The sequence below is a fragment of the Piscinibacter sp. PDB5-1 genome (genome assembly GCF_056676035.1).
This window is the reverse complement of sequence record NZ_JBWVZL010000001.1, coordinates 1,552,021-1,576,814: the sequence shown is the minus strand read 5'-3', so window position 1 is coordinate 1,576,814 and position 24,794 is coordinate 1,552,021. Positions and strand designations below refer to the sequence as shown.

At 68.9% G+C, this 24,794-nt stretch carries 25 protein-coding genes; 17 read left to right on the top strand and 8 right to left on the bottom strand.

Translation table 11 applies throughout. The features are described 5' to 3' along the window. Positions 1 to 197: 197 nt before the first annotated feature. From AC1KAT_RS07165 to hslU, 5 genes are all read left to right on the top strand, one after another. Positions 198 to 1,238, top strand: a complete 1,041-nt coding sequence (locus AC1KAT_RS07165) for a CobW family GTP-binding protein (RefSeq protein WP_480324203.1) — start codon at positions 198 to 200, stop codon at positions 1,236 to 1,238. A gap of 511 nt (positions 1,239 to 1,749) precedes the next feature. Further along, the gene (dksA, locus tag AC1KAT_RS07160) at positions 1,750 to 2,244 is read left to right on the top strand and encodes an RNA polymerase-binding protein DksA (RefSeq protein WP_480324201.1); all 495 of its coding nucleotides are present in this window, start codon (positions 1,750 to 1,752) and stop codon (positions 2,242 to 2,244) included. Positions 2,245 to 2,292: 48 nt separating this feature from the next. Further along, positions 2,293 to 4,017 carry a hypothetical protein gene (locus AC1KAT_RS07155; protein WP_480324199.1) on the top strand — a complete coding sequence of 575 codons (1,725 nt, stop codon included), beginning with the start codon at positions 2,293 to 2,295 and terminating at the stop codon, positions 4,015 to 4,017. Positions 4,018 to 4,264: 247 nt separating this feature from the next. After that, positions 4,265 to 4,801: an ATP-dependent protease subunit HslV gene (hslV, locus tag AC1KAT_RS07150; RefSeq protein WP_480324197.1), complete on the top strand. Its 537-nt coding sequence runs from the start codon at positions 4,265 to 4,267 to the stop codon at positions 4,799 to 4,801. Positions 4,802 to 4,929: 128 nt separating this feature from the next. After that, positions 4,930 to 6,264 (top strand): ATP-dependent protease ATPase subunit HslU, encoded by a 1,335-nt coding sequence (hslU, locus tag AC1KAT_RS07145; protein WP_480324195.1) that lies wholly within the window; start codon positions 4,930 to 4,932, stop codon positions 6,262 to 6,264. Between the two features lie 127 nt (positions 6,265 to 6,391). Here the strand turns inward: hslU and AC1KAT_RS07140 are convergent, their stop codons facing one another. After that, positions 6,392 to 7,162 carry a type III pantothenate kinase gene (locus AC1KAT_RS07140; RefSeq protein ID WP_480324193.1) on the bottom strand — a complete coding sequence of 257 codons (771 nt, stop codon included), beginning with the start codon at positions 7,160 to 7,162 and terminating at the stop codon, positions 6,392 to 6,394. Between the two features lie 49 nt (positions 7,163 to 7,211). Continuing rightward, positions 7,212 to 7,931 carry a hypothetical protein gene (locus AC1KAT_RS07135; protein WP_480324191.1) on the bottom strand — a complete coding sequence of 240 codons (720 nt, stop codon included), beginning with the start codon at positions 7,929 to 7,931 and terminating at the stop codon, positions 7,212 to 7,214. Between the two features lie 394 nt (positions 7,932 to 8,325). Here AC1KAT_RS07135 and AC1KAT_RS07130 point away from each other — a divergent pair, with 394 nt between their 5' ends. Together AC1KAT_RS07130 and AC1KAT_RS07125 are read left to right on the top strand one after the other, a co-directional pair. Next, complete coding sequence (locus AC1KAT_RS07130; RefSeq protein ID WP_480324189.1) at positions 8,326 to 8,838, top strand: hypothetical protein; 513 nt, start codon at positions 8,326 to 8,328, stop codon at positions 8,836 to 8,838. Then, the gene (locus AC1KAT_RS07125) at positions 8,835 to 10,502 is read left to right on the top strand and encodes a GMC family oxidoreductase N-terminal domain-containing protein (RefSeq protein WP_480324187.1); all 1,668 of its coding nucleotides are present in this window, start codon (positions 8,835 to 8,837) and stop codon (positions 10,500 to 10,502) included. Before AC1KAT_RS07130 ends, AC1KAT_RS07125 begins: the two co-directional genes overlap by 4 nt. A 108-nt stretch (positions 10,503 to 10,610) precedes the next feature. Here AC1KAT_RS07125 and AC1KAT_RS07120 read toward each other — a convergent pair whose 3' ends face one another. The 3 genes from AC1KAT_RS07120 to AC1KAT_RS07110 all read right to left on the bottom strand — a co-directional run bounded on the left by AC1KAT_RS07120 (position 10,611) and on the right by AC1KAT_RS07110 (position 14,272). Then, a complete protein-coding gene (locus tag AC1KAT_RS07120) occupies positions 10,611 to 12,923 on the bottom strand; it encodes a hybrid sensor histidine kinase/response regulator (protein WP_480324185.1) in 2,313 nt (770 codons plus the stop codon). Between the two features lie 51 nt (positions 12,924 to 12,974). Further along, on the bottom strand, positions 12,975 to 13,904 hold the full coding sequence (locus AC1KAT_RS07115) for an AraC family transcriptional regulator (protein WP_480324182.1): 930 nt from the start codon (positions 13,902 to 13,904) through the stop codon (positions 12,975 to 12,977). A gap of 77 nt (positions 13,905 to 13,981) precedes the next feature. Further along, positions 13,982 to 14,272, bottom strand: a complete 291-nt coding sequence (locus tag AC1KAT_RS07110; protein ID WP_480324180.1) for a hypothetical protein — start codon at positions 14,270 to 14,272, stop codon at positions 13,982 to 13,984. Between the two features lie 189 nt (positions 14,273 to 14,461). Between AC1KAT_RS07110 and AC1KAT_RS07105 the strand changes: the two genes are divergently transcribed. After that, positions 14,462 to 15,076 carry a histidine phosphatase family protein gene (locus AC1KAT_RS07105; RefSeq protein WP_480324178.1) on the top strand — a complete coding sequence of 205 codons (615 nt, stop codon included), beginning with the start codon at positions 14,462 to 14,464 and terminating at the stop codon, positions 15,074 to 15,076. A gap of 132 nt (positions 15,077 to 15,208) precedes the next feature. After that, a complete protein-coding gene (locus tag AC1KAT_RS07100) occupies positions 15,209 to 16,489 on the top strand; it encodes a tetratricopeptide repeat protein (protein ID WP_480324176.1) in 1,281 nt (426 codons plus the stop codon). A 22-nt stretch (positions 16,490 to 16,511) separates the two neighbouring features. Here the strand turns inward: AC1KAT_RS07100 and AC1KAT_RS07095 are convergent, their stop codons facing one another. Beyond that, positions 16,512 to 17,381 (bottom strand): DUF72 domain-containing protein, encoded by an 870-nt coding sequence (locus AC1KAT_RS07095; RefSeq protein WP_480324174.1) that lies wholly within the window; start codon positions 17,379 to 17,381, stop codon positions 16,512 to 16,514. Positions 17,382 to 17,509: 128 nt separating this feature from the next. On the opposite strand from AC1KAT_RS07095, the gene sugE reads away from it, so the two are divergent. The 3 genes from sugE (at position 17,510) to AC1KAT_RS07080 (ending at position 18,440) form a co-directional block, all read left to right on the top strand. Next, positions 17,510 to 17,824 (top strand): quaternary ammonium compound efflux SMR transporter SugE, encoded by a 315-nt coding sequence (sugE, locus tag AC1KAT_RS07090; RefSeq protein ID WP_480324172.1) that lies wholly within the window; start codon positions 17,510 to 17,512, stop codon positions 17,822 to 17,824. Positions 17,825 to 17,943: 119 nt separating this feature from the next. Beyond that, positions 17,944 to 18,135 (top strand): hypothetical protein, encoded by a 192-nt coding sequence (locus AC1KAT_RS07085; protein WP_480324170.1) that lies wholly within the window; start codon positions 17,944 to 17,946, stop codon positions 18,133 to 18,135. Further along, entirely contained in the window at positions 18,132 to 18,440 is a 309-nt protein-coding gene (locus tag AC1KAT_RS07080) for a hypothetical protein (RefSeq protein ID WP_480324168.1), read from the top strand. Before AC1KAT_RS07085 ends, AC1KAT_RS07080 begins: the two co-directional genes overlap by 4 nt. Before the next feature lie 12 nt (positions 18,441 to 18,452). Here the strand turns inward: AC1KAT_RS07080 and AC1KAT_RS07075 are convergent, their stop codons facing one another. Further along, complete coding sequence (locus AC1KAT_RS07075) at positions 18,453 to 18,839, bottom strand: hypothetical protein (protein WP_480324166.1); 387 nt, start codon at positions 18,837 to 18,839, stop codon at positions 18,453 to 18,455. Between the two features lie 35 nt (positions 18,840 to 18,874). Further along, positions 18,875 to 19,891, bottom strand: a complete 1,017-nt coding sequence (hrcA, locus tag AC1KAT_RS07070) for a heat-inducible transcriptional repressor HrcA (RefSeq protein WP_480324164.1) — start codon at positions 19,889 to 19,891, stop codon at positions 18,875 to 18,877. An 83-nt stretch (positions 19,892 to 19,974) separates the two neighbouring features. Between hrcA and AC1KAT_RS07065 the strand changes: the two genes are divergently transcribed. The 5 genes from AC1KAT_RS07065 (at position 19,975) to AC1KAT_RS07045 (ending at position 24,681) form a co-directional block, all read left to right on the top strand. Continuing rightward, positions 19,975 to 20,850 (top strand): NAD kinase, encoded by an 876-nt coding sequence (locus tag AC1KAT_RS07065; protein ID WP_480324162.1) that lies wholly within the window; start codon positions 19,975 to 19,977, stop codon positions 20,848 to 20,850. Positions 20,851 to 21,055: 205 nt separating this feature from the next. Then, positions 21,056 to 22,765 (top strand): DNA repair protein RecN, encoded by a 1,710-nt coding sequence (recN, locus tag AC1KAT_RS07060; protein WP_480324160.1) that lies wholly within the window; start codon positions 21,056 to 21,058, stop codon positions 22,763 to 22,765. After that, positions 22,762 to 23,679, top strand: a complete 918-nt coding sequence (gene rapZ, locus AC1KAT_RS07055; protein ID WP_480324158.1) for an RNase adapter RapZ — start codon at positions 22,762 to 22,764, stop codon at positions 23,677 to 23,679. Before recN ends, rapZ begins: the two co-directional genes overlap by 4 nt. Before the next feature lie 8 nt (positions 23,680 to 23,687). Beyond that, positions 23,688 to 24,320 carry an LON peptidase substrate-binding domain-containing protein gene (locus tag AC1KAT_RS07050; RefSeq protein WP_480324156.1) on the top strand — a complete coding sequence of 211 codons (633 nt, stop codon included), beginning with the start codon at positions 23,688 to 23,690 and terminating at the stop codon, positions 24,318 to 24,320. An 82-nt stretch (positions 24,321 to 24,402) separates the two neighbouring features. After that, the gene (locus AC1KAT_RS07045) at positions 24,403 to 24,681 is read left to right on the top strand and encodes a hypothetical protein (RefSeq protein ID WP_480324154.1); all 279 of its coding nucleotides are present in this window, start codon (positions 24,403 to 24,405) and stop codon (positions 24,679 to 24,681) included. Positions 24,682 to 24,794 lie beyond the last annotated feature (113 nt).

The following is a 24,794-nucleotide window of genomic DNA, read 5'->3' as shown; positions in this document are numbered from 1 at the left end:
GCGCCAGGGCGGAAGGCTCAGAAGGGGCCAAAGCTTAACAGGCAGCGCTGCGCCACCCAGCCGCCGTCCCCGGGGCCCGTCACCTGCTTGACAGGTGTGCTACGGTGCCTCTTGCACCGTGCCGTCGCGGCCCCATCTCATGCGACCGGCCGCATCGCCCCACTTTCACTACCCATCTCTATATAGACAGGCGTCCCATGAGTCTCATCCCCGCCACCATCCTGACCGGCTTCCTGGGCTCCGGAAAGACCACCCTGCTCAAGCGCGTGCTGACCGAGACGCACGGCCAGAAGATCGCCGTGATCGAGAACGAGTTCGGCGACGAGAACATCGACAACGAGATCCTCGTGCAGGACAGCGAAGAGCAAATCATCCAGCTCAACAACGGCTGCGTCTGTTGCACCATCCGCGAAGACCTGCGCTCGACGCTGGCCACGTTGGCCGAAAAACGCCGCAAGGGCGAGCTGAAGTTCGACCGCGTCGTGATCGAGACCACCGGCCTGGCCGACCCCGGGCCCGTCGCCCAGACCTTCTTCATGGACGACGAGATCGCCGAGACCTACCTGCTCGACTCCATCCTGACCCTGGTCGATGCCAAGCACGGCCAGAAACAGCTCGACGACCGGCAAGAAGCGCGCCGCCAGATCGGCTTCGCCGACCAGATCTTCATCAGCAAGACCGATCTGGTGGACGAGACCGAAGTCGATGACCTGGTGCACCGCATCAAGCACATGAACCCGCGCGCGCCGCAGCGTCGCGTGAATTTCGGCGACGTGCCCATCGCCCAGGTGTTCGACCTGCGCGGCTTCAACCTCAACGCCAAGCTCGAAATCGACCCCGACTTCCTGAACGACGGGCACGGCCACGGGCATGACCACCACCACGACCATGACCATGAACATGGCGAGCACTGCGACCACCCGCACCACCACGCGCACGACGACGACGTGAAGTCTTTCGTGTTCCGCTCCGACAAGGCCTTCAACCCGGCCAAGCTCGAAGACTTCCTCGGCGCCATCGTGCAGGTCTATGGCCCCAAGCTGCTGCGCTACAAGGGCGTGCTCAACATGAAGGGCAGCGACAAGAAGGTGATCTTCCAGGGCGTGCACCAGCTGATGGGCAGCGACCTCGGCCCCCTGTGGGCCAAGGGCGAAAAACGCCAGAGCAAGATGGTGTTCATCGGCATCGACCTGCCGCGTGAGATCCTGCTCCAAGGCCTGGAGCAGTGCCTGGTTTGAACCACCCCGTGATCCGAAGGATCGTGGCTACAATCCGCGCGCCCAATGTCGGCTGCGGGGCCTCCGAGCATCGTCTTCAGGCGCCCCGAAGCGGGTATAACCCTGGTACCCCTGCGAGGAGACCCCTGTGAGCAAGACGACGGCCAAGCCAGCAAGCGCAACCAAGGCACCTGCCAAGAAAGCGGCGCCCGCTGCGAAGCCCACGGCCAAATCGCCCGCCCCTCCCTCCTCGAAGACCGCCATCAAAACAACCCCCACCAAGACGCCCGCCAAGCCCGCTGCCAAGGCCGCGCCCCCTGCAAGCCCTGCGCCGAAGGTGGCAGCCAAGCCGGTGGCTGCGGCCCCTGCCCCGACCGTGGCGGCGCCGGCCCCGAAACCTGTCAAGGTGGCACAACCCAAGATGTCCGCGGCAGCTCGGGCCTCGGCCCTGGCATCCACCCCAGCGCCGGTGCCCCCGCCCACGTCGCGATTTGCAGACCGTTTCGCGCCGCCGCGTCCCCCGACCCGTCAGATGAACTCTCTCTTGATCGATACCCCGAAGCCCGAACACAAGGCCGACCCGAAACTGGCCAACGCCTGGAAGACCAAAGCCGGGCGCGACCTCACCGAAGCCGAAATACTCGCCATGCCCGAGAGCGAGTACATGAACGACAAGCAGCTCGAGTTCTTCCGCCTGAAGTTGCAGGCGCTGAAAGACGACCTGCTCAGCAACGCCGGCCAGACCACCGAGCACCTGCGCGAAGACACCTCCATCGTTCCCGACCCGGCCGACCGCGCCACCATCGAGGAAGAGCACGCGCTCGAGTTGCGCACGCGTGACCGCGAACGCAAGCTGCTGAAGAAGATCTCGCAGTCGCTCGGGCGCATCGAGGCCGGTGACTACGGCTTCTGCGACGAAACGGGCGAGCCCATCGGCCTGGGCCGCCTGATCGCCCGCCCGACCGCCACGCTGTCGCTCGAAGCGCAGCAGCGCCGCGAGCTCAAGCAGAAGATGTTCGGGGACTGACGCGCACGCCGCGTCGATCCCTCGCACCGCACCGCAACGCGCCCGCCCATGTCGGACCCGAAAGACGGCACCAGCTTCTTCCGCAAGGTGGTCAAGTTCGTGGCCAACCCGGCCACGGACTGGGCGCAGCTGTCCCAGCCCACCGACGAGTCCCGCGAGAGCGAGTACGCAAAGTCGGAACTGAAGGCGATGATCGAGCGCAAGCGGCGCAACGATTTCGTGCGCAAGCGCGAATTCGACATGCTGCGCAAGGTGCGCCGTGAGGGCCTGACGAGTGAGCAGCTGGCCGCGCTGGGTGGCTCGTCGCGGCTCGATGACTCCGAAGCGCGCATGCCCGAGAGCGGCGCCAAGCCCGACAGCGGTGTGAAGGCCAAGATCGACGAGATCGAGCAGCAAATGGTTGGCGACGGCCTGGCTGCGCCCTCGCGTCGCACCCCGGCGTTCTACGACGCCCCCACGCAGCCGGCCGCGATGGGCTACGCCAAGACCGAGCCCGACCGGGCCGGGGGCGGGGCGGCCACCGCGCCGGCGCCGCTCACGCCCGTGCCGCCCCCGCCGGGCAAGGAGCGTGACGCCACCAAGGTCACCGCCGTGATGGGCCCGGGCATGTCTCCGTTGTCACCGATGGGTACGCAGCCCACGGCCATCGACATCGCCCCGCAGTACCCGCAAGAGCAGAGCGAGATCGCGCACGACCCCGAGTTGGACGAGGCCGTGATCGCCTTCGCCAACGCCGATTTCGAAACCTGCGAGCAGTCGTTGTCGTCCTTGACGGCGGCCGGCGGTCAGCGGGCCGAGCATGCAGAGACGTGGCTCGCGCTGTTCGACCTGTACCGCGCCATCGGCCAACAGCAGAAGTTTGAAAGCCTCGCGCTCGACTATGCGCAGCAGTTCGGCTGGTCGGCACCGCAGTGGTTCTCGATGCCGCGGCTCGTGGCCGAGGCGGCCGCGGCCGAAGAGCGCGCCCCGCGCGCGCGCGCAGAAAGCCAGGTGGGTTGGTCGAGCCCGGCCATCATCGACGCCGATGCGGTGGCCCGCCTGCGCTCGCAGACCTTGCAGATGCCGCTGCCCTGGGTGTTCGACTGGAGCGCGCTCGAAAGCATTGACGCCGAAGGCTGCGCCAAGCTCTCCGAGCTGTTCCGCGGCTGGATGGGCGACAACGCGCTCGACATGCGCTGGAACGGCGGCGAGCACCTGTTGCAGGTTCTGCAAGACGCTGCGCCGACCGGCGTGCGCGACGCCGACCCCGTGTTCTGGCAACTGCGCCTCGACGTGATGCGCATGGCCAACCGGCCCGACCAGTTCGACGAAACCGCCATCGACTACTGCGTGACCTACGAGGTGTCGCCGCCGTCGTGGGAATCGGCCGCCTGCCAGGTTCGCATCAGCGGCGGCTCGAACACCAGCACGCAATCACCGCCGATGTCGGTGGTGAGCGACGTTTCGACAAGCTTCCTCGAATCGCAGATCGCCGAAGAGCCGGCCACCGTGCAGGTGGCGGGCGTCGAACTCTCGGGCCAGTTGGTCGGCGACATCAGCGGCACGCTGAACAAGATGACCGAAGAGCTGGGTGCGGCGACCATCGTCAACGTGTCCTGTGCCCGCTTGATCCGCGTGGACTTCATCGCCGCCGGTGACCTGCTCAACTGGGTGCTGGCACGCCGCGGCGAGAACCGCGCGGTGAGCTTCTCCGACTCGCACCGCCTGGTCGCGCTCTTCTTTGGTGCCATGGGCATCAACGAGCACGCCAAGGTCAAGGTGCGCTTGGTTTAGCCTTCCGCCCTGGCACTGAGACGCCTCGGCCCCACCGAGCCCGGGCTCGGTTCTTTCACCGCCAAGACGCCAAGCAAAACAGCCAAGGTCGCAAAGACTTCCTCAAAGAAATTTCTTTGCGTTCTTGGTATTCCCTTGGCGTCTTTGCGATGAAAAGACCGTGACACCTGCACCCTTGGTGTCCAAGCGCTCGTTTTCTTTTGACTCCCGGGCTTGAACCCGCCGGACTCACCCGAATCTGTTTCTGATGGACCAATATCACGGCACGACCATCCTGAGCGTGCGGCGCGGCAACGTCGTTGCCATCGGTGGCGATGGACAAGTCACGCTGGGCAACGTTGTCGTCAAGGCCACGGCCCGCAAGGTGCGCAAGCTGTACCGCGACCAGGTGCTCGCCGGTTTCGCGGGCGCGACCGCCGACGCTTTCACCCTCTTCGAACGTTTCGAGGCCAAGCTCGAAAAGCACCAGGGGCACCTGGTGCGCGCGGCCATCGAGCTGACCAAGGACTGGCGCACCGACCGCGTGCTGCGCCGGCTCGAAGCCATGCTGGCGGTGGCCGACAAAGACGCCTCGCTCATCATCACCGGCAACGGCGACGTGCTGGAGCCCGAAAAGGGCATCGTCGCCATCGGCTCGGGCGGCTCGTATGCGCAGGCCTCGGCCATCGCGCTGCTGGAACACACCGAACTCGCCCCGCGCGACATCGTCAAGCGCTCGCTCGAAATCGCGGGCGACCTGTGCATCTACACGAACCAGAACCACATCATCGAGACGCTCGACTGATGGCCGGAATGGCGCCCTCGACCGCCGCGCTCCCCAGCCGATCCCCGAGGGGATGCGGGCCGGCTTGGAGCGGCCTGGCGCTCGGCGCGCGCCGCTGAGGAATCTTCCCGTTTGAGAAAGGCTTCGCCATGAGCGCGATGACCCCGCAAGAAATCGTCTCCGAACTCGACCGCCACATCGTCGGCCAGGCCGCGGCCAAGCGCGCCGTGGCCATCGCTCTGCGCAACCGCTGGCGCCGCCAGCAGGTCGATGAAGCGCTGCGCGCCGAGATCACGCCCAAGAACATCCTGATGATCGGCCCGACCGGCGTCGGCAAGACCGAGATCGCGCGCCGCCTGGCCAAGCTGGCCGATGCGCCCTTCATCAAGGTCGAGGCGACCAAGTTCACCGAGGTCGGCTACGTCGGCAAAGACGTCGATTCGATCATCCGCGACCTGGTCGAGATGGCCGTCAAGCAAGAGCGCGAACACGCGATGCGCCGGCAGCGCACGCGCGCCGAAGACGCTGCCGAGGACCGGGTGCTCGACATCCTGGTGCCGATGCCGCGCAGCGAGTTCGGCCTCACCGCCAGCGCGCCACCCGCCGACAACACCGCCCGGCAGGTGATGCGCAAGCGCCTGCGCGAAGGCGCGCTCGACGACAAGGAAATCGAGATCGAGGTCGCCGACCCCAAGCCCACGCTCGAAATCATGAGTCCGCCCGGCATGGACGAGATGACCGAGCAGCTCAAGGGCATGTTCGCCAACCTCGGCGGGCAGCGGCGCAAGGCACGCAAGCTCAAGATCGCCGAGGCGATGAAGCTGCTGGTCGATGAAGAAGCGGCCAAGCTTGTCAACGAGGACGAGATCAAGCAGCGCGCCGTGACCAACACCGAGCAGAACGGCATCGTCTTTCTCGACGAGATCGACAAGGTGGCCTCACGCAACGAGGTCGGCGGCGCCGACGTGTCGCGCCAGGGCGTGCAGCGCGACCTGCTGCCGCTGGTCGAGGGCACGACGGTCAACACCAAGTACGGCATGGTCAAGACCGACCACATCCTCTTCATCGCCTCGGGCGCGTTTCACCTGAGCAAGCCCAGCGACCTGATTCCCGAGTTGCAAGGCCGCTTTCCGATCCGCGTCGAGTTGGGCTCGCTGAGCGTCGATGACTTCGAGGCCATCCTCACGCAGACGCATGCCAGCCTGGCCAAGCAGTACGAAGCCTTGCTGGCGACCGAGGGCGTGACGCTCGACATCACGCCCGGTGGCATTCGCCGGCTGGCGCAGATTGCCTGCGACGTGAACGAGCGCACCGAAAACATCGGCGCACGTCGCCTCTCGACAGTGATGGAGCGGCTGCTCGACGAGATCAGCTTCGACGCGCCCAACCGCAGCGGGCAGACGGTGACGCTGGGCTCTGAGGACGTCGATGCCAAGCTGGGTGAACTGGCGAAGAACGAAGACCTGTCGCGCTACATCCTCTGAAGGCGCATATCTTTCGACGGTGCGAGCACATCGTGCGTCGGCGATGCTCGCCGTACCTGCGTACGACTGATCTTCTCGACGCCAGCTGAGCCCGCTCGGGGCGACATCTTCACGCGTTCAGTGGCAATCAGAGCGCCAGCCGGTGCGACTGCAGTTCGAGCAGGCCTTCGAAGATCAGCGTGTCCACCGTTTCGAAAGGCAGGTCGGTGATGCCGGCCAGCTTGACGGCTGCACCGCCGGTCATCAGCAAGGCCGGTTCTTGGCCCGCGTGCGCACGCAGCTTGGCGTGCATCCGTTCGACCGCGCCGGCGATGGCGTTCGCGCCGCCGCTCATCAGGGCGTCGCTGGTGTTGGTGGGAAAGTCCACCACCTCGCCAGTCGGTGCCTTGAGGCCGGCAGTGCCCATCTCAAGCGCTCGAAGCATCAGCCCGAAGCCGGGCAGGATGAGCCCGCCCAGGAAGCGGCCGCTCGCGTCGATGGCATCGACCGTGACGGCCGTGCCCACCATCACCACCAGCACCGGGCGCGGCGTGGCGCCATGCGCACGCATGCGGTGCCAGGCGCCGATGGCGGCGACCCAGCGGTCGGTGCCGAGCCGATTGGGGTGGTCGTAACCGTTGATCACGCCGGCCGCGCAGGCCGAGGGCACGACCCAGCGCGGATCGATGTCCCAGATTTCCATCTGCTCTTCGACGCGACGGCGTACGCCTTCGCCGGCCACCGCGCAACCGAGCATGCTGCCGGGCGGCTTGAGGCGCTTCCAGTCGGTGTCGGCCAGGTCGTCGATGGTTTCGAGAAACACGGCGCCGTGCGCCAGCAGCGGCGCGCCCGGCAGGGGCGCCGCGTACTGCGCCCACTTGAGGCGCGTGTTGCCGATGTCGATGGCGAGAAAGCTCATTCAGCCGTGAGGTGAGGGCCCGGGTGCGTGTGCTGCGGGCCGGGGCGTGTCACGCGAAGGGCATGGGCATGGACTGCACCGCATGCGTGTGCAGCAACTCGCGGGCCCGCTCGATGGTCTGTGCGGCCCACAGCCCCTTGTTGGGTTTGGTGATGCGTTGCTCGACCTCGTCGAGCAGGGCTTCGAGGTTGTCGCGCGAGCGCGCCCGGCGCAGCCGCAGCATCGTCAAGGCGCCGGCCACCGGTGCTTCGGCGCGTACGGCGCGCAGCAGCACGTCGCGCGCTTCTTGCAGCAGGCCTTCGAGTTCGCTCAGGGGCGTGAGGTCGGAGTGCGGCATGCCGAGCGTCGAATCGGTCATCAGCGACGACTCGGGCTGCAGCGTGAGCGACGGGGGCAGCAGGCTCACGACGGAGTCGGGGGCGGGTGCGGGCTCGATCGGTGCCGCACCGGTGCTGGCGGCGGGTTCGGGTGGTGTGGACGGGACGGGGGAAGGCTCAGCCGTGGCGACCGCGGCTTCGGATGCGGCGGCGAGGGGCGCCTCGGGCGAGGGCGCCGCTTGGGGCAGGGCGATCAGGCCGAGCGCGACGAGTTCGTCGAAACAGGTCTCCGCGGCCCCCGCCTGGCTGGCCATCTGCCGCACCAGGGCCTCGTCGCGCCGGCCGTCCACCAACAGCAGCACCGTGCGGTGCCGCTGGCTGAGCTTGCGCTGGCGGCTGCTCAGTTCGGTGACGCCGTCGGGCGTCTTGAAGGGGATCTGGGGGCTCGGCACGGGGCGCTCCGTCGGGGTCGACGCAACCCAGGGGGGCTGCGGTGGGCGGGATTGTGCAGTGAAACGTTCCCTGCTAACCACCCGGGGCGGGTTGCCCTGACGCCCCCACCTGAGGGAGCGGGTTCGCCCCCGGGGCTGATCTCTGTCAAGCCCTGCGGCGCGCGCGAACCCCTCGTTTCGGTGTTCTTGCACGCGGCGTCACAAGTCGGCAACGCCATTCATGGTTTTTGTAATGAAACGTTGCCACACCCCCTGTTTTCCCCAATTCCTGAGGTTTCCCCGGGGCGTGCGGTCACATGGCTTGCATAGCATTTGTACAACCGTGCAATCGTGCGCGGCGTTTGCGGACCGTTCCACCGCCGCCTCGGAGGCCGGTTCGAACCTGGAGGAAGCAATGTTGAAACGAAGAGAGGTGCTGGTCACAGGTGTGGCCGGCGGGTCGCTGTGGGCGGCTGGTGGTCTGGGTCTTGCCCAGGCTCAGGTCATCCCCCCGGTCTCGGCGCTCGATGAAGCGTCGCTTGCCATCATCCGCGTGTGGGCGCCAGTTGTGCTCGGCAACGGGGCCTTCCCGACCGATGCAGCCGCCCGTACTGCCGCGATCGCCGTCACGGCTCAACGTGCCGGTGAGGTCGTGAGCAACTACCCCCCGCTGAACAAGGCCACGATCATCGGCCTGTTCAACACGCTCAAGCAGGGTCCGCAGATCTTCAACCCGGCCTTCCCCGCGACTTGGGAAGCCATGCCCGCCTCGGCGCTGGTCGCGCTGCTGGAAGGGCTTCGCGTGAGCACCGTCGCCAGCCAACGCGGCATCTTCAGTGCGCTGATGGGCATCATCCCGAACGGGCACTACTCGAACCCCGTTAACTGGCCCGCGATCAACTACCCCGGACCCCCGAGAATCGTATGAGCACGCCCCAAATCATCCCCATCCCGTCGCGCAAGCCCACCGACCCGTGGGTCACTGGCCCCCGTTACTACGGCTGGAAAGTCACCAACGCCTCCACCCTGACTGCCGACCAAGCCATCACGGCTGACGTCTGCATCATCGGCACGGGCGCGGGCGGTGGCATGACCGCCGAAATGCTCGCGCTGTCCGGCCTGAAGGTCGTGATCATCGAAGAAGGTGGCCTGCAGTCGTCCACCAACTTCAACATGAAGGAATCGGACGCCTACCCGGCGATGTACCAAGAAAACCTCGGCCGTCGCACGGTCGATGGTGGCGTGGGCATCCTGCAGGGCCGTACCGTCGGTGGCGGCACGGTCGTGAACTGGGCGACCAGCTTCCGCACGCCGGCTCCGGTGCTCAGCCACTGGGTCAACAACTACGGCATGGCCGGCTACAGCCGTGCAGAACTGGACCCCTGGTTCGCCGCCGTCGAAAAGCGCCTGAGCATCAAGCCCTGGGGCGGTGCGGCCAACGGCAACAACCAAGTGCTGTCGCGCGGTCTGACCCGCCTGGGCCTGAAGTGGGGCGTCATCTCCCCGAACGTCAAGGCCTGTGCCAACCTCGGCTATTGCGGCCTGGGCTGCCCGATCAACGCCAAGCAATCGACCCTGGTCGCTTCGCTGCCGGTCGCGATGGGCAAGGGCGCTCGCCTGTACCACCGCCTGCGCGCCCAGAACTTCGTGTTCAACAGCGCCAAGACGCAGATCACCTCGCTGGTGTGCGACGCGCTGGACCCGTCCGGTCTGTCGCCGAGCGGCCGCAAGGTCACGATCACGGCCAAGCACTACGTGCTGGCCGCGGGCGCGATCAACGGCCCGGCCCTGCTGCTGCGTTCGGCCGCGCCGGACCCGCACGCCACGCTGGGCAAGCGCACCTTCCTGCACCCGAGCCCCTCGGTCGGTGGCATCCACCCGGGCCAGATCAAGGCCTGGGAAGGTCTGCCGCAGTCGGTCTACTCCGACCACTACCTGGACAACAAGCCGCTGACCGGCGAGTTGGGCTGGAAGCTCGAAGTGGCCCCGCTGCACCCGGTGCTGGTCGGCGTGTCGCCCGCGTTCTTCGGTGACAACCACCTGAACGTGATGCGCAACTACGACAAGTACGCCTCGGTGATCTCGTTCATCCGTGACGGCTTCAACGCCGACAGCCCGGGCGGTCAAGTGGTTCTGCGTGCCGACGGCTCGCCGGCGGTGGACTACCCGCTGACGCCCGCCTACTTCGACACGGTGCGCAAGGCCATTCGCAGCCAGGGTGAAGTGCAGTTCGCTGCCGGCGCCACGCGCGTGTTCATCGGCCACCTGGACGCCAGCCCCCTGGGCTACGGCAGCCTGGCCGAGTTCAACGCCGCGCTGGATTCGCTCCAGATGGTCAACGGTCGCGTGCGCCTGAACTCGGCGCACCAGATGGGTGGCTGCGGCATGTCGTCGGACCCGACGAAGGGCGTGGTCAACACCAAGGGCCGTCACCACCAGATCACCAACCTGTCGGTGCACGACGGCTCGGTGTTCCCGTCGGGCATCGGCACGAACCCGCAAGAAACCATCTTCGCGATGACCGCTCGCAACACGCGCATCCTCGCGTGGGAAGTGTTCGGCAAGTACAACGCCAAGATGCAAGGCCAGTGATCGTTGGCAGGGCCGGCTTCGCGCCGGCCCGCGTCCCACGGTTCACCCCGACGCCCGGCCCTGCCGGGCGTTTTTCTTTTGGGCGCCAGCCTTCTGCTTTCGCGCGGCTCAGCGGTCTCGGGCTGCGGGCGGCACCGGGGAATCGGTGCGCCGCCGACCGCGCAGCCAGGGCCCCAGCTTGCCGGCCAGTTTTTCGACCGTGCAGGGCTTGGAGAGGTAGTCGTCCATGCCACTCACCGTGCACTGCTCGACGTTGCTGGCGAGCACGTTGGCGGTGAGGGCGACGATGGGCAGCCGTTTGCGGCCGAGGCTCGCTTCTTCGAGGCGCCAGGTGCGGGTGACGTCGTAGCCCGACATGCCCGGCAGCATGCAGTCCATCAGCACGGCGTCGAAGCGCCGCTCGCGCAGGCTGCGCAGGGCGTCTTCGCCATCGACGACGATTTCGCAGGTGCAGCCCAGGTTGGCAAGTTGCGCCTCGACGACCAGCGCGTTCACCGGGTTGTCTTCGACCACCAGCACGTGGCCGTTCAGGTGCGAAGGCCGCACGTCGGTTGGACTGGACACGGCCGAGACCAAGGGGGCTGAGCCGCTGTCGATGAAGGCGGTGGGCGCGGTGTCCTCGACCTCGGGTTCGGGCTCGGGCCGCGTGTTCGACACCGGCAGGTCCAGCTCGAACCAGAACGTGGTGCCCTGCCCGGGTGTGCTGTCGAAGTCGAGTTTGCCGCCCATCATGCGCACGAGGTGGTCCGAGATGGTGAGCCCAAGCCCGGTGCCGCCGAAGCGCTTGCCGATGCTGGCGTCCGCCTGCGCGAAGGGTCGGAAGACGCGGTCGCGTGCCTCGGGAGCGATGCCCACGCCGTGGTCCTGCACCTCGAAACGCAACCGGCAATGGGTGCCGGGCGCCCCTTCGCAGCGCATCGCCAGCAGCACGGTGCCGGTGTGCGAGAACTTGATTGCATTGCCCACCAGGTTGACCAGCACCTGGCGGATGCGGCCCAGGTCGCCCACCAGCGCGTCGGGCACGCGGTCGTCGATCTCGGGGCGCAGGCGCAAGCCCTTGGACTGCGCATAGCTGCCGAACAGGTCGGACAGGCCACCCATCATCGCGCGCGGCGAAAACGGGGCGGGTGCGAGCTGCAGTTCGCCCGCTTCGATCTTCGAGAGGTCGAGGATGTCGTTGATGATGCTCAGCAGCGTGCGGCTCGATCGCATCAGCACGTCGGCGAGGCGGCGCTGTTCGTCGCCCAGCGGCATGCGCGTCAGCAGGTCGGCGGTGCCGAGGATGCCGTTCATCGGCGTGCGGATCTCGTGGCTCATGGTGGCCAGGAAATCGGATTTCGCACGGTTGGCGGCATCGGCGGCTTCGCGCAGCCGCGCGCTCTCGGCCATCTCGTGTTCCCGGCGCATCAGTACCCGCACCAGCATGGCGACGCCGAGTGCGACAAACAGTGCCGAGGCGGCCGCGAAGCCTCCGATGGTGGCGGCCTGGCGCCGCCATCCCGCCAGGAAGACGCTGTCGCGAGCCGCCACGGCGATGCCGAGCGGAAAGGTGTCGAGCGTCTGGAACGAGAACAGCACGCCTTCGCCGCGTGCGGCGTCCCAGGCGTCGGCGGGCGTTCGTGGCGGGGCGAGGAACATGGGCGTCTCTTCGCCGAACACCAGCCGGGCGTACGAGCCGACGCGCGCCATGGGGCCGCCCAGCAGGTGGTCGTCCATCGGGCTGCGCGCCATCACCGTCAGGTCGCTGCGCAGCAGCGTGGTCGCGGTGGCGCCTGCGCGCTCGTCGCGGCGGTCCATGCGCACGGTGTTGTAGAAGCCCGAGAGGTACTCGGACGACAGGCCGACCTGGGCCACGCCGATGAAGCGCCCATCGGCCGACTTGAGCCGGCGTGACAGGTGGAAGGTCCAGCGGCCGTTGTGCCGGTTGCGCACCGGGGCCGAGATGTAGGGCTGCGTCAGGCGGTCGTCGAGCTGTGCGAGAAACGCCTCGCGTGAGCTGAAATTCTGCGGGGGGGCTGGGTGGTGGCGCGAGTAGGCGAGCAGCTCACCGTCGGCGGCGAGCAGCGACACGACCTCGATGGCCTGGAAGCTCTGCTGGCGGGCGCGCAGTTTTTCGTGGGCATCGCGGGTGGCGAAACGTTCGCGCAGGGCGTCGGCGTCGGCGAGGCCTTCCTGCGCCACCAGTTGCACGACGCTGTCGAGCACGAAGTCGGCGCCGGCCAGCACCTGGTTGGCATGCGCGGCCAGCGAGAAGGCGTGGTCTTCGACCGCGCCCTGGCCCACCTGCAGGGCCTGCTGGCGCAACTGCCAGATGGCATAGCCCGCCATCACGACGACCGCCGTGACCAGCACGCTGCCGATGGTGAGCGCGAGCCAGCTGGCCGGACGGCCGTGCAGCCAGTGCATCCGCGTGGTTGACATGCCACTGCGCTCCATCGCGCCGGTGGCCATGAACTGGCTCTGTGCGGCGCGTCAGTTGGTTGAGGAACCGGCCTGAGCCTCGGGCCGGTCCCTCCCTCCGAGGTGCGGCGATTGTGGTGCCGGGGGGGGCGAATCCACAAGGGCGCTCGCGAGCCAGGCGCGCGGTGCCGCGCCGAAGTGGGCCGTGAAGGCGCGCGACAGCGCCGAGGCGCTGCCGTAGCCCAGCTCGTCGGCAAGGGATTTGAGTGCGCGCCCGCGCAGCAGCCCCTGGCGGGCGAGCGACAGGCGCCACTGCGCCAGGTGCGCCATCGCCGTGCAGCCGAGCACCGCGCGGAAGGTCGGTGCGAACACGCTGCGCGAGAGTCCGGCCTCGCGCGCCAGGGCGGCGAGCGTCCAGGCTTCGCCGGGTCTGTCGTGCATGGCGGTCAGGGCCCGGGACAGCGCCGGGTGCGCCAAGCCCGCGAGCAGGCCGGTGGCGGGCGCGTCGGGCTGCGCCATCGACCAACGCAGCAATTGGATCAGCAGCACCTCGAACAGCCGGTCGGCCAGAAGCCGTTCACCAGCCTGCACCGCATCGGCCTCGTCGAACAGCAATTGCAGCGTCGGCGCCAGCGGCGGGGCCTCGTCCAGCGGCACCTGCATCAGCGGCGGCAGTGCCTGGTACAGCGGGTGTTGCGTGCCGCCTTGAAAGCGCACCGAGGCGCAGACCAGGTCGCAGGGGGCGTCCCGCGCGATGACGAAGTCGTGGTCGAGCGGGCGGGGGTAGAACACGAGCGTGGGCCGGTCGAGCGCGACGAGCGCGGGCACGCCGGGCAACGGCACGCGGTGGCGCAGCGTCAGCCGACCGGCCCGCAGCACGTGCAGAAAGCCCATGCCCCGCTCGGCCCCGTAATGCGACACCCCGCACAGCGGCCCGGCCTGGAACATCGAGGTGCTGACGCGAAAACGCTCGAAGAGGATCGACAGGCGGTTGAGCGTCATCGGCACGGGCAAGGCAAGGGCGGCGAAAGCCCGAGGCTAAAGCCAAGCGACGCGGCTCGCCGCCCGCGGGGGACTGCTCAATGCGGCTTGTGCGGCCGCTTGAACGACTTGGGCTTGTAAACGTTGCCTTCCCAGGTGCCGTCGGCGCGGCGCTCGCGCGCCCGGCGGATGGCTTCGTCGGCAATGCGCGCGGCGGTACGCCGCGAACGCGGCCAGCGCCAGGCGCTCATCACCCCGCTGCGCACCGCCCGCAGCGCACGCCGAGCGGCGGCATCGACGCGTGCCTGCTGCGACGCGCTCAGCCACAGGCGTGCGAGCAGCAGCACGCACACGAGGAGAACGGAACCGGCGAGCAGGGCTTGAAACACGGTGGCACCCGAGGGCGAAAGGGCGGTGCGCCCATGGTAGTCGCGCGTCCCCCGCATGGGCATGGGGCATTGCCCAATGGCCTTGTTGCCAGGCGGCACAAACGCACGCCGATGGGGCGGGCGAAGCCGTGAGGCGCGGGCGGGGCCGGACACACAATCGCTGGGTTGCCACCCCGCGCCCCCCGCACCATGACCCTCGTCCTCGTCCGCCACGGCGAAACGCTGTTGAACGTCGCCCGCACCCTGCAACCGGCCGACACCCCGCTCAGCCCGCGCGGCCTCGCGCAGGCGCGTGCGGTGGCGCAGCGCCTGGCGGGGGTGGGGCTCGGTGCTGTGCTCAGCAGCGACCTGCCGCGTGCGCTGCAAACCGCGCAGGCCATCGGCGCGGCCTGCGGCCTGCCGGTGCAGGCCTCGCCGCTGCTGCAAGAGCGCAACTACGGCGACCTGCGCGGGCGCAGCTACGACAGCCTCGGCTTCAACCCACTCACCCTGGCCGAGGCGCCGCCGGGGGGCGAATCGGCCGAGGCCTTTGCCGCGCGCGTGGCCGACGCCTTCGCCTGGATCGTCGAGATGCGCGCCGCCTGCGGGCGCCCGGTCGCGGTGGTTTCGCACGGCCTGGTGATCCACGCGATGCTCGCGCGACACGTGTGCTTCGCCGACGGGGTGAGCCTGCCGGCCCGCATGGGCAACACCTCGGTGACCGTTGTGCAGGCCGACGCGCCGCACACGGTCGAACTGGCCGACTGCACGCGCCACCTCGATGCGCTGACGCGTGACGACGCGGCCAGCCTCTCGGGCGGCTGACAGTTCCCGGCCCGACACCGAGGCACCCCCGCTTGGGGGCCCCCGTCGAAAACCGCATCCGACGCGCGGGGTGATCCGTCTGAAGGGACCGGCTGGTACGCAGCCGTTCCAACCACTTCAGAGGACTTTTCCATGACCCGCCAAGATGCCCAGGGCAACGCCCACACCCACGCCAGCGCCAGCACGCTCGACCGCTACGAGCAGGCGCTGCACCAACTGCGCTGCTACGTCGGCGACCCCGTCGCCACGCTCGACACGGCCCTGGCCGATGAGCCCGGCTTCGTGATGGGCCACGTGCTGCACGGCTACCTGCAACTCGTCGGCGCCGAGCCCGGGGGCGTGCCGGTGGCCTTGGCCGACCTGGCCCGCGCCCAGGCCCTGACTTGCAACGACCACGAGGCCGCGCACGTGCAGGCGCTCGGCCTCATGGCCCAGGGCCGCTGGCGGCAGGCCGCGCAGGTGCTCGAAGACATCGCCATCGCGCACCCGCACGACGGCGTCGCCTTGCAGGTCGGCCACCTGAGCGACTTTCTGCTCGGCGACTCGCGCATGCTGCGTGACCGCATCGCCCGCGCGCTGCCGGCCTGGTCGCCGCGCATGCCGGGCTACCACGCGCTGCTGGGCATGCACGCCTTCGGGCTGGAGGAATGCGGCCAGTACGAACGCGCCGAAGACACCGGCCGCCGCGCCATCGAGCTCGAACCACTCGACGCCTGGGCGCAGCACGCCGTGGCGCACGTGTTCGAGATGCAGGGCCGCCGCTCGCAAGGCATCGCGTGGATGCGTTCGCGCCAGCCGCAGTGGGCCGAGAACAACTTCTTCGCCGTGCACAACTGGTGGCACCTGGCGCTGTACCACCTGGGGCTGAACCAGATCGACGAGGTGCTGGCGCTCTACGACGGGCCCATCGCCGGGCCGCAGTCGCCGCTGGCCTTCGACCTCACCGATGCGTCGGCCCTGCTGTGGCGGCTGCACCTGCGCGGGGTCGACGTGGGCCCGCGCTGGCAGGCGGTGGCCGACCGCTGGGCGCCGATGGCCGATGCCGGCTGGTACGCGTTCAACGACGCGCACGCGCTGATGGCCTTCATCGGCGCCGACCGGCCGCGCCTCGTGCAGGCCGTGCTCGACGCGCAGCAGCGCGTGCTGCGCGAAGGCGGCGGCGACAACCTCGCGTTCACCCGCGACGTGGGCCTGCCGCTGTCGCAGGCGCTGGTGGCCTTCGGGGCTGGCGACCACGCGCGCTGCGTCGAGCTGTTGCGGCGCGTGCGGCCCATCGCGCACCGCTTCGGTGGCAGCCACGCGCAGCGCGACCTGATCGACCTGACGCTGATCGAAGCCGCCCGGCGCGGCGGGCACGACGCGCTGCTGCGGGCTTTGCTGTCCGAGCGGGCCCTGGCGCGCGACGAGGCCTGAACGGCGTTGCCGCCGGCGTGGCTCAGCCCGCGTCGGCCGGCGGCTGCCAGCCCAGCCGTTCGAGCAAGGCCATCGCAGCAGCCGGCGCGCGCTCTTTGGCGCCGTTGATGAAGAAGACGAACACCTCGCGCGGCGTGGCGGGGGCCGTGGTCGCGTCGTTGGCCTCGACCCGCGGCAGATCGGCCGGCTGCCCGCCGGCCGCCCAGGTGCGCGCGGCCTCGGCCCACTGGTCGAGCGCCTTCGGGCCGTAGCCCGCGCTGAACTTCGCGTCGGCACGCATCAGCCGCGCGTAGACGAAGTCGCCGGTCAGGTCGGCGAACGAGGGGTGCTCGTCCGAGTCGGTGAACACCGTGGTGACGCGGTGCCGTCGGGCAAGCGCCAGGTACTCGGCGGTCTTGAAGCTGTCGTGGCGCACGTCCAGCACGTGGCGCAATGGCAGGGCATCGGCGCTGGCCGGCAAGAGCTGCAAAAAGGCCTCGAAGTCGTCGGGCTCGAAGCGCTTGGTGGGCGCGAACTGCCAGACGATGGGGCCGAGCTTCGGGCCGAGTTCCGTCAAGCCGCTTTCGACAAAGCGCGAGATCGACTCGCCGGCTTCGGCCAGCACGCGCCGGTTGGTCGTGTAGCGCGAGGCCTTGAGCGAGAAAACAAAGTCATCCGGCGTTTCGTCGCGCCACTTGGCGAAGGTCGCGGGCTTCTGGGTGCTGTAGTAGGTGCCATTGATCTCGATGGCCGAGACATGCCGGCTGGCGTACTGCAGCTCGCGGCTGTGCGGCAGGCCCTTCGGGAAGAAGTTGTCGCGCCAGGGTTCGTAGGTCCACCCGCCGATGCCCACGCGGATGCGCTCCCCACGGGTGCTGCCGCCGCTGTTGCCGACGCTGCGTTTGCCTGCCATCGCTGCCCCTTGTCGCCCAGAGCGCGCGATCATGCCCGAGCGGGTCTTGGGTGGTTGCCGCGCCACACCGAGCCCCTGCGGCCGGCGCGCCTAGAGTTGCGCCCCTTGCTATGTTTTGTGGATGCGCCATGTCGTGGACCTTGCTTTTCATCGCCGGCTTGCTCGAGGTCGGCTGGGCCCTCGGGCTCAAGACCACCGAGGGCTTCACGCGGCCCTGGCCGACGGTGTGGACGGTGTCGGCGATGGTCGCCAGCGTGGGTCTGCTCGGGCTGGCGCTGCGCGAGCTGCCGGTGGGCACGGCCTACGCGGTGTGGACCGGCATCGGCACGCTCGGCACCGCCCTCTTCGGCATCGTGCTGATGGGCGAATCGGCCTCGCCGATGCGGCTGCTGTGCCTCGCGCTGGTGGTCGTCGGCATCGCAGGTTTGAAGCTCGCCGGCTGATGTAGGTCAACTCCTACGTGCGTGGGTTGTGCCGCCTGATGGCACACCACCGCGTGCTCGGCGCACCATCTCGTCACGCGTTCGCTGAAGGGGCGGACGCACGAGAGACGGAGGCCGCCATGGCAAGCGATACGAACTGGGTGGAAGACGTGCGGCGCTGGTACGAGGCCTCTCGGGCCGTGCGCCCCGGCGACCGCCCGGCCGCGGCGGACGAGCTTGAATCCGAACTCGGCTACGAAGCGGCCAACCCCATGCTGCAGGCCGCCCACTGGCCCGACACGCAGGCCATGGTCAAGGACTTGCCGCAATGAGCAACGCCTTCGCCCTGCGCGTGCCCGATACCCGCGTCGGCCGCGCGGACGTTCACGCGGCACGCTGGACGGCGTTTGGCGTGCTGGTCGCCCTGGCGCTGGTGTTTGCGTTCTTCTTTCGCATGGAAGAAAGCGTGGCGCAAAGCGAGGCGCAGTCGGTGGCCGATGCGGCCTGGACGCAGCGCCACTGGCAGTGCTCGGCCCTGCCGGTGATGAAGCAAGGCGCCTGCGAGGCGCAACTCGCGGGTCAGGCGACCGCGCATCCGCTGCTCAGCGAAGCAAGCCGGCTCGATACGGTGCAGTGATTCGCGGCGCGCTCAGCGCGCCAGCCAGACGATCACGCCGGCGAGCGTCACCACCACCCCTGCCCCCGCCACCAGCAAGAGCCGCGTGCGCACCCGCAGCACGTCGATGGCGCGCACCACCTGCGCGTTCTGCTCGGCCAGCGATTCGATCAGCGCCGCCGAGGCCTGCTGCTGCTCGGTGAGGGCGCTGAGTCGTTGTTCCAGTTGATGGATGCGCCGTTGCGCCAGCGCGAGCGGGTCGTCACCGGGCGTGTTGACCGGCGGCGTGGCGTCGGCCGGCGGTGGCGCGGTCTCTTGCGTTCGCGCGAAGAACTTGCGCGCACCCTTGGCCAGGGCCGGTGCGGCTTCGATCACGTCGCCCCAGGGGATGACTTTCAGTGCGGTGATCCAGCCGACCATGCGGGGCTCCTGATGTGCCCGGGGCGGGCCGTTGGCTACTTCTGGCTCAGCGCGTTGCTGACCATGCGCGCGGTGATGTCCACGATCTGGATCATCCGGTCGTAGGCCATGCGCGTGGGGCCGATGACCCCGAGCGTGCCGACCAGCTGGCCGTTGACTTCGTAGGGTGCCGAGACGACGGAAAGTTCCTCGAAGGGCACGACCTTGCTCTCGCCACCGATGTAGATGCGCACGCCCTCGGCGCGGCTCGACACGTCGAGCAGGCGCATCAGCTGCGTCTTCTGCTCGAACAGGTCGAACAGCTTGCGCAGCGAGCCCATGTCGTTCGACAGGTCTTGCACCGCGAGCAGGTTGCGTTCGCCCGAGATGACCACCTGCTCGGTGTCTTGCTCGGCCTCGCTGCCGGCCTGTACGGCGGCCTGCATCAGCGCCGCGATCTCGCCGCGCAGCGACTCGACCTCGGTCTTCAGGCGCTCGCGCACCTCTTCGATGGTGAGGCCCGCGTACTGCGCGCTCAGGTAGTTGCTGGCCTCGGTGAGCTGGCTGTGCGAATAGTCTTGGGCGGTCAGGATGACCCGGTTCTGCACGTCGCCGTCGGGCGCGACGAGGATCACCAGCACCCTCCGCTCGGACAACCGCAGGAACTCGATGTGGTGGAACACGCTCGCCTTGCGCGGTGCGGTCACCACGCCAACGAAGCTCGACAGGTTCGACAGCAGCTGCGCCGCGTTGGCGATCACGCGCTGGGGCTGGTCGGGGTGCAGCTGGGTCTCGATGGGCGACGCGGCCGACGCGAGGTTCAGTGGTTGTGCGGTCAGCATCGTGTCCACGAACAGGCGGTAGCCGCGTGCGGTGGGGATGCGACCCGCGCTGGTGTGTGGGCTTGCGATCAGTCCCAGCTCTTCGAGGTCGGCCATCACGTTGCGGATGGTCGCGGGCGACAGGTCGAGCCCTGAGGCCCGCGACAGCGTGCGCGAGCCGACGGGCTGGCCATCGGCGATGTAGCGCTCAACCAGCGCTTTCAGCAGGGTCTTGGATCGCTCGTCGAGCATGGGGCGGATTGTAGGTTTCAGCGGCCCGCCATGAGGCCCGTGATGACACAGACTGCGAGGGGTGCTGTGGTGTAATTCTGCGCATGCCAACCCGCTTCCGTCATGCCGCGCTTGTGGGCAAATACCAGGCTCGCGGCATCCGCGGCGTCCTGGAAGAGATCGCGCATTTCCTCGCCCGCCAAGGGCTCGAGGTGTCGTTCGAACGCGAGACGGCGCAAAACACCGGCATCGCCGACTACCCCGCGCTCAGCGCCATCGAGATGGGCCGCCAGTGCGACCTGGCCATCGTGGTCGGCGGCGACGGCACCATGCTCGGCATGGCCCGCCAACTGGCGCATTCGGGCATCCCGCTGGTGGGCATCAACCAGGGGCGGCTGGGCTTCATCACCGACGTGTCCATCGAGCGCTTCGCGCAGGCGCTCGCGCCCATCATCGCGGGCGACTACGAAGAAGAGCACCGCACCATGCTCGAAGGCGGCGTGTGGCGCGATGGTGAACTCATCTACGAAGGCTTCGCGGTCAACGATGTGGTGGTGAGCCGCAGCGCGACGTCGAGCATGGTCGAGCTGAAGGTGGACATCGGCACCGAGTTCGTCGCCAACCTGCGCGCCGATGGCGTGATCGTGGCCTCGCCGACCGGCTCGACGGCCTATGCGCTGTCGGCGGGCGGGCCCATCCTGCACCCGGGCATCGCGGGCTGGGTGCTGGTGCCGATCGCACCGCACGATTTGTCGAACCGGCCCATCGTGCTGCCCGACACCGGCGAGATCACCATCGAGGTCGTGGCCGGCCGCGACGCCAGCGCGAATTTCGACATGCAAGGCCTCGCCAGCCTGCTGCTCGGCGACCGCATCACCGTGCGCCGCTCGCCGCACCAGGTGCGCTTTCTGCACCCGCGCGGGTGGAGCTACTACGCGTCGCTGCGGGGCAAGTTGCATTGGAACGCTGGAACCATATGAAGCCCCCACGTCGCTTCGCTCCGCCTTGCAGGCCGCACCGGGCCAGGAGGCCCGGTCCCTCGACAGGCGTGGACAGCCCTCAGGGCTGTCCACGTCCGGTCTCGGCCCCCCGAGGGGGCGCCACGGGTCGGCCGGCAGAGCCGGTCCTCGCGTGTTGCTTGATGTGCGCTTCGCTTCGCTTGCGCGGTGCGTGGGGAGAACTCCTGTGCTGAGGCGCTTGTCTTTGCGTGACTTTGTGATCGTCACGCAGTTGGAGGTCGATCTTCAGGGCGGCTTCAGCGTGCTCACTGGCGAGACGGGCGCGGGCAAGTCCATCCTGATCGACGCCTTGCAGCTCGCGTTGGGAAGCCGGGGCGATTCCGGGGTGGTGCGCGAGGGCAGTGCGCGGGCCGACATCACGGCCGAATTCGATGTGCCGGCGAGTCTGGTGGGCTGGCTTGATGACGCCGGCTTCGAGCCGGGCGACACCTTGTTGCTGCGGCGGGTGATCGACGCGCAGGGCAAGAGCCGCGCGTGGGTCAATGGCAGCCCGGCGACGGTGGCGCAGTTGCGCGAAGCGGCCGACCACCTGGTGGACATTCATGGCCAGCACGCCTGGCAAAGCCTCACGCGGGCGGCCTCGGTGCGCGGGCTGCTCGATGCCTATGCGGGCACCGACACCTCGGCGCTCGGTGCCGCCTACAGCGCGTGGAAGGCCGCCGGCGATGCGCTCACGCAGGCGCAGGCCGCGCAATCGAGCCTCGAGCGTGAACGCGAACGCCTCGCGTGGCAGATCGGCGAGGTGGACAAGCTCGCCCCCGGCGCCGACGAGTGGGACGAGCTCAACGCCGACCACCAGCGCCTGTCGAACGCGCAGTCGCTGATGGACGCCGCGCGCACCGCGCTCGATGCGTTGAGCGAAGCCGACACCAATGCCGATGGCCTGACCTCGCGCGCGCTCGACGCGCTGCAAGACGTGTCGGCCTTCGATGCCCGCCTGGCCGCCGTGGCCGAGGTGCTGCACAGCGCGCAGGCACAGATCGAAGACGCGGCGCACACGCTCAACGGCTACCTGCACCACGCCGAGCTGGAGCCCGAGCGCCTGCGCGAACTCGACGAGCGCCTGTCGGCCTGGATGAGCCTCGCGCGCCGCTACCGCCGCACACCGGCCGAGCTGCCGGCGCTGTGGGCGCAGTGGAAAGACGAGCTGAAGGCGCTCGACGCCGCGACCGACCTCGACGCGCTGACCCAGGCCGTGCAGGCCGCCGAAGCCGCCTACCGCGCCGAAGCCAAGAAGGTGTCCAAGCAGCGCGCCAGCGCCGCGCCGCAACTTGCCGCTGCCGTCACGCAGGCCATGCAGCAACTGGGCATGGCGGGCGGGCGCTTCGAGGTCGCACTCACGGCCCAAGACGCACCACAGAGCTTCGGCCTCGAATCGGCCGAGTTCCTGGTCGCGGGCCATGCGGGCAGCACGCCCCGGCCGATGGGCAAGGTGGCCTCGGGCGGTGAGCTGTCGCGCATCGCGCTGGCCATCGCCGTCACCACCAGCCAGTTGTCGCATGCAAACGGCGAAGCGGCCGGCACGCTGATCTTCGACGAGGTCGATTCGGGCGTGGGCGGGGCCGTGGCCGAAACCGTGGGCCGACTGATGAAGCAACTGGGCCGCGACCGCCAGGTGCTGGCCGTGACGCACCTGCCGCAGGTGGCGGCCTGCGCCGACCACCACTTCGTGGTCGCCAAGCTGTCGTCGCCCGAGGGCACGCGCAGCGACGTGCAAGGCGTGCAGGGTGAGGCCCGCGTCGGCGAAATCGCGCGCATGCTGGGCGGCGAGCGCTTGTCGGGCACCAGCCTCGCGCATGCACAAGAGATGCTGTCCGTGGCCGCCGAAGCGGGGGCCGCCGCCGGCAACGGGCGCACCACCGGCAAACGCAAATGATCACCGCGCCGGCACCGCTCGACGCTGTGGCCGCACCGCACGAGGTGGTGCTGGTCACCGGCATCTCGGGCTCGGGCAAGTCGATCGCATTGCACGCGCTCGAAGACGCCGGCTTCTTCTGCGTGGACAACCTGCCGCCCGAGCTGCTTCGCGAATTCGTGCGGCTCGAACGCGCGCGCTCCGAGCGCCGCGTGGCCATCGCGGTGGACGTGCGCAGCGCCGGTTCGCTGCCGCACCTGCTGCCGCTGATCGAAGAGCTGCGCGGCGAAGGCGTGGTGATCCGCTCGGTGTTTCTCGACGCGAACACCGACGCGCTGGTGCGGCGCTTTTCCGAGTCGCGCCGCCCGCACCCGCTCACGCCACGCGAAACCTCGCCGGGCCATCCGGGCGAAGGCCACCATGCGCTGGTCGAAGCCATCGAGCTCGAACGCGAGCTGCTGTCCGAGCTGCGCGAAGTCTCGACCGTGCTCGACACCAGCCAGCTGCGCCCCGCGCAGTTGCGCCTGTGGGTGCGCGACCTGGTGCGGGCCAACGCGCATTCGCTCACGCTGGTGTTCGAGTCGTTCGCCTTCAAGCACGGCGTGCCGCGCGACGCCGACTTCGTGTTCGACGTGCGCGTGCTGCCCAACCCGTACTACATCCGCGAACTGCGCGCGCAGACGGGCCGCGACGCCGGCGTCATCGACTACCTCGAACAGCAGCCCGAGGTCGGCGAGATGCTGCAGCAGATCGAGGCCTTCATTGCACGCTGGCTGCCCGCGTTCGAGAACGACCAGCGCAGCTACCTCACCGTGGCGATCGGCTGCACCGGCGGCCAGCACCGCTCGGTGTACTTCACCGAAACCCTCGGCCGGCGTTTTGCCGACCGAAGCGTTACCCTCGTCCGGCACCGCGAACTCGACGCCCGCGATTGAACCCCCGCATGTCCTCTTCATCCGCCGACACGTCTGCGCTGTTCCAGCTGCCCCTCTTTCCGTTGCAGGCCGTGCTCTTCCCGGGCGGGCTGCTGAAGCTGAAGGTCTTCGAGGCGCGCTACCTCGACCTCATCGGCAGCTGCCTGCGCGAGGCCCAGCCCTTCGGCGTGGTCGGCCTGCGCCAGGGCGCCGAGGTGCGGCAGACGGGCGAATCGATCGCGCTCGAAAGCATCGGTGTCGTCGCCGAGCTGATCGACGTGGACAGCACGCAGCCCGGCATCCTCAACGTGCAGTGCCGGGGCACGCACCGCTTCGACGTGACATCGACCGCGCAGCAGGACGACGGGCTGTGGGTCGCCCGGGCCCGCGCCATCGCCGACGACCCGGCGGTGCTGCCGACCGACCCGATGGTCGAGACCGTGCGCGGCCTCGCCAACGCGATCGCCACGCTCAAGCGGCAGGGCACCGAGCCGTTCCTGAAGCCCTTCCAGTTCGACAACGCGGGCTGGGTCGCCAACCGCTGGTGCGAGATCCTGCCGATCTCGCGCGCCGCCAAACAGAAGCTGATGGAACTCGACGACCCCGCCGTGCGCCTGCAACTGGTGGACGAGTTCTTGCGCAGCAAGGGTGTGGTGCAGTGATCGCCTGATCGCCCGGGGCCGGCGGCGTCGCCGGTAACGCTCGGTCACGGGGCCGTGGGTGCGCGTGGCCACAATGGCGCCCATGCGCAAAGCCACCGTCACCTCTGCCCTCGCCATCGCCGGCCTCGTTGCCCTGGCCTTCGTCACCAACCCGTCGGCCGACAAGCACCGCGCCGAGATCCGCAAGGCCATGGCCGACCGCAGCCCGGTGGCCGGTTTGCTCGGCCTGGGTGCGCTGACCGCGTTCGTCTCGACCTACCACCCGCTGGGCGTGGCCTCGTACACCACGGTGGACGGCCGGGTGGTGTCGGTGGGGGCCTTTGGCCTGGTGTTCGTGCGCTCGCTGCAGCCCAAGTCCTGAGGCGCGCGGCCGGCGCCTTGCGTCGGCGCGAACACGGGCGGGCCCGGCCTCTTGCTCGCGCAGGTGGCAAGAACACCCGGGGCAGGCGCCACTGCCACCTAAAATCGCCCGTT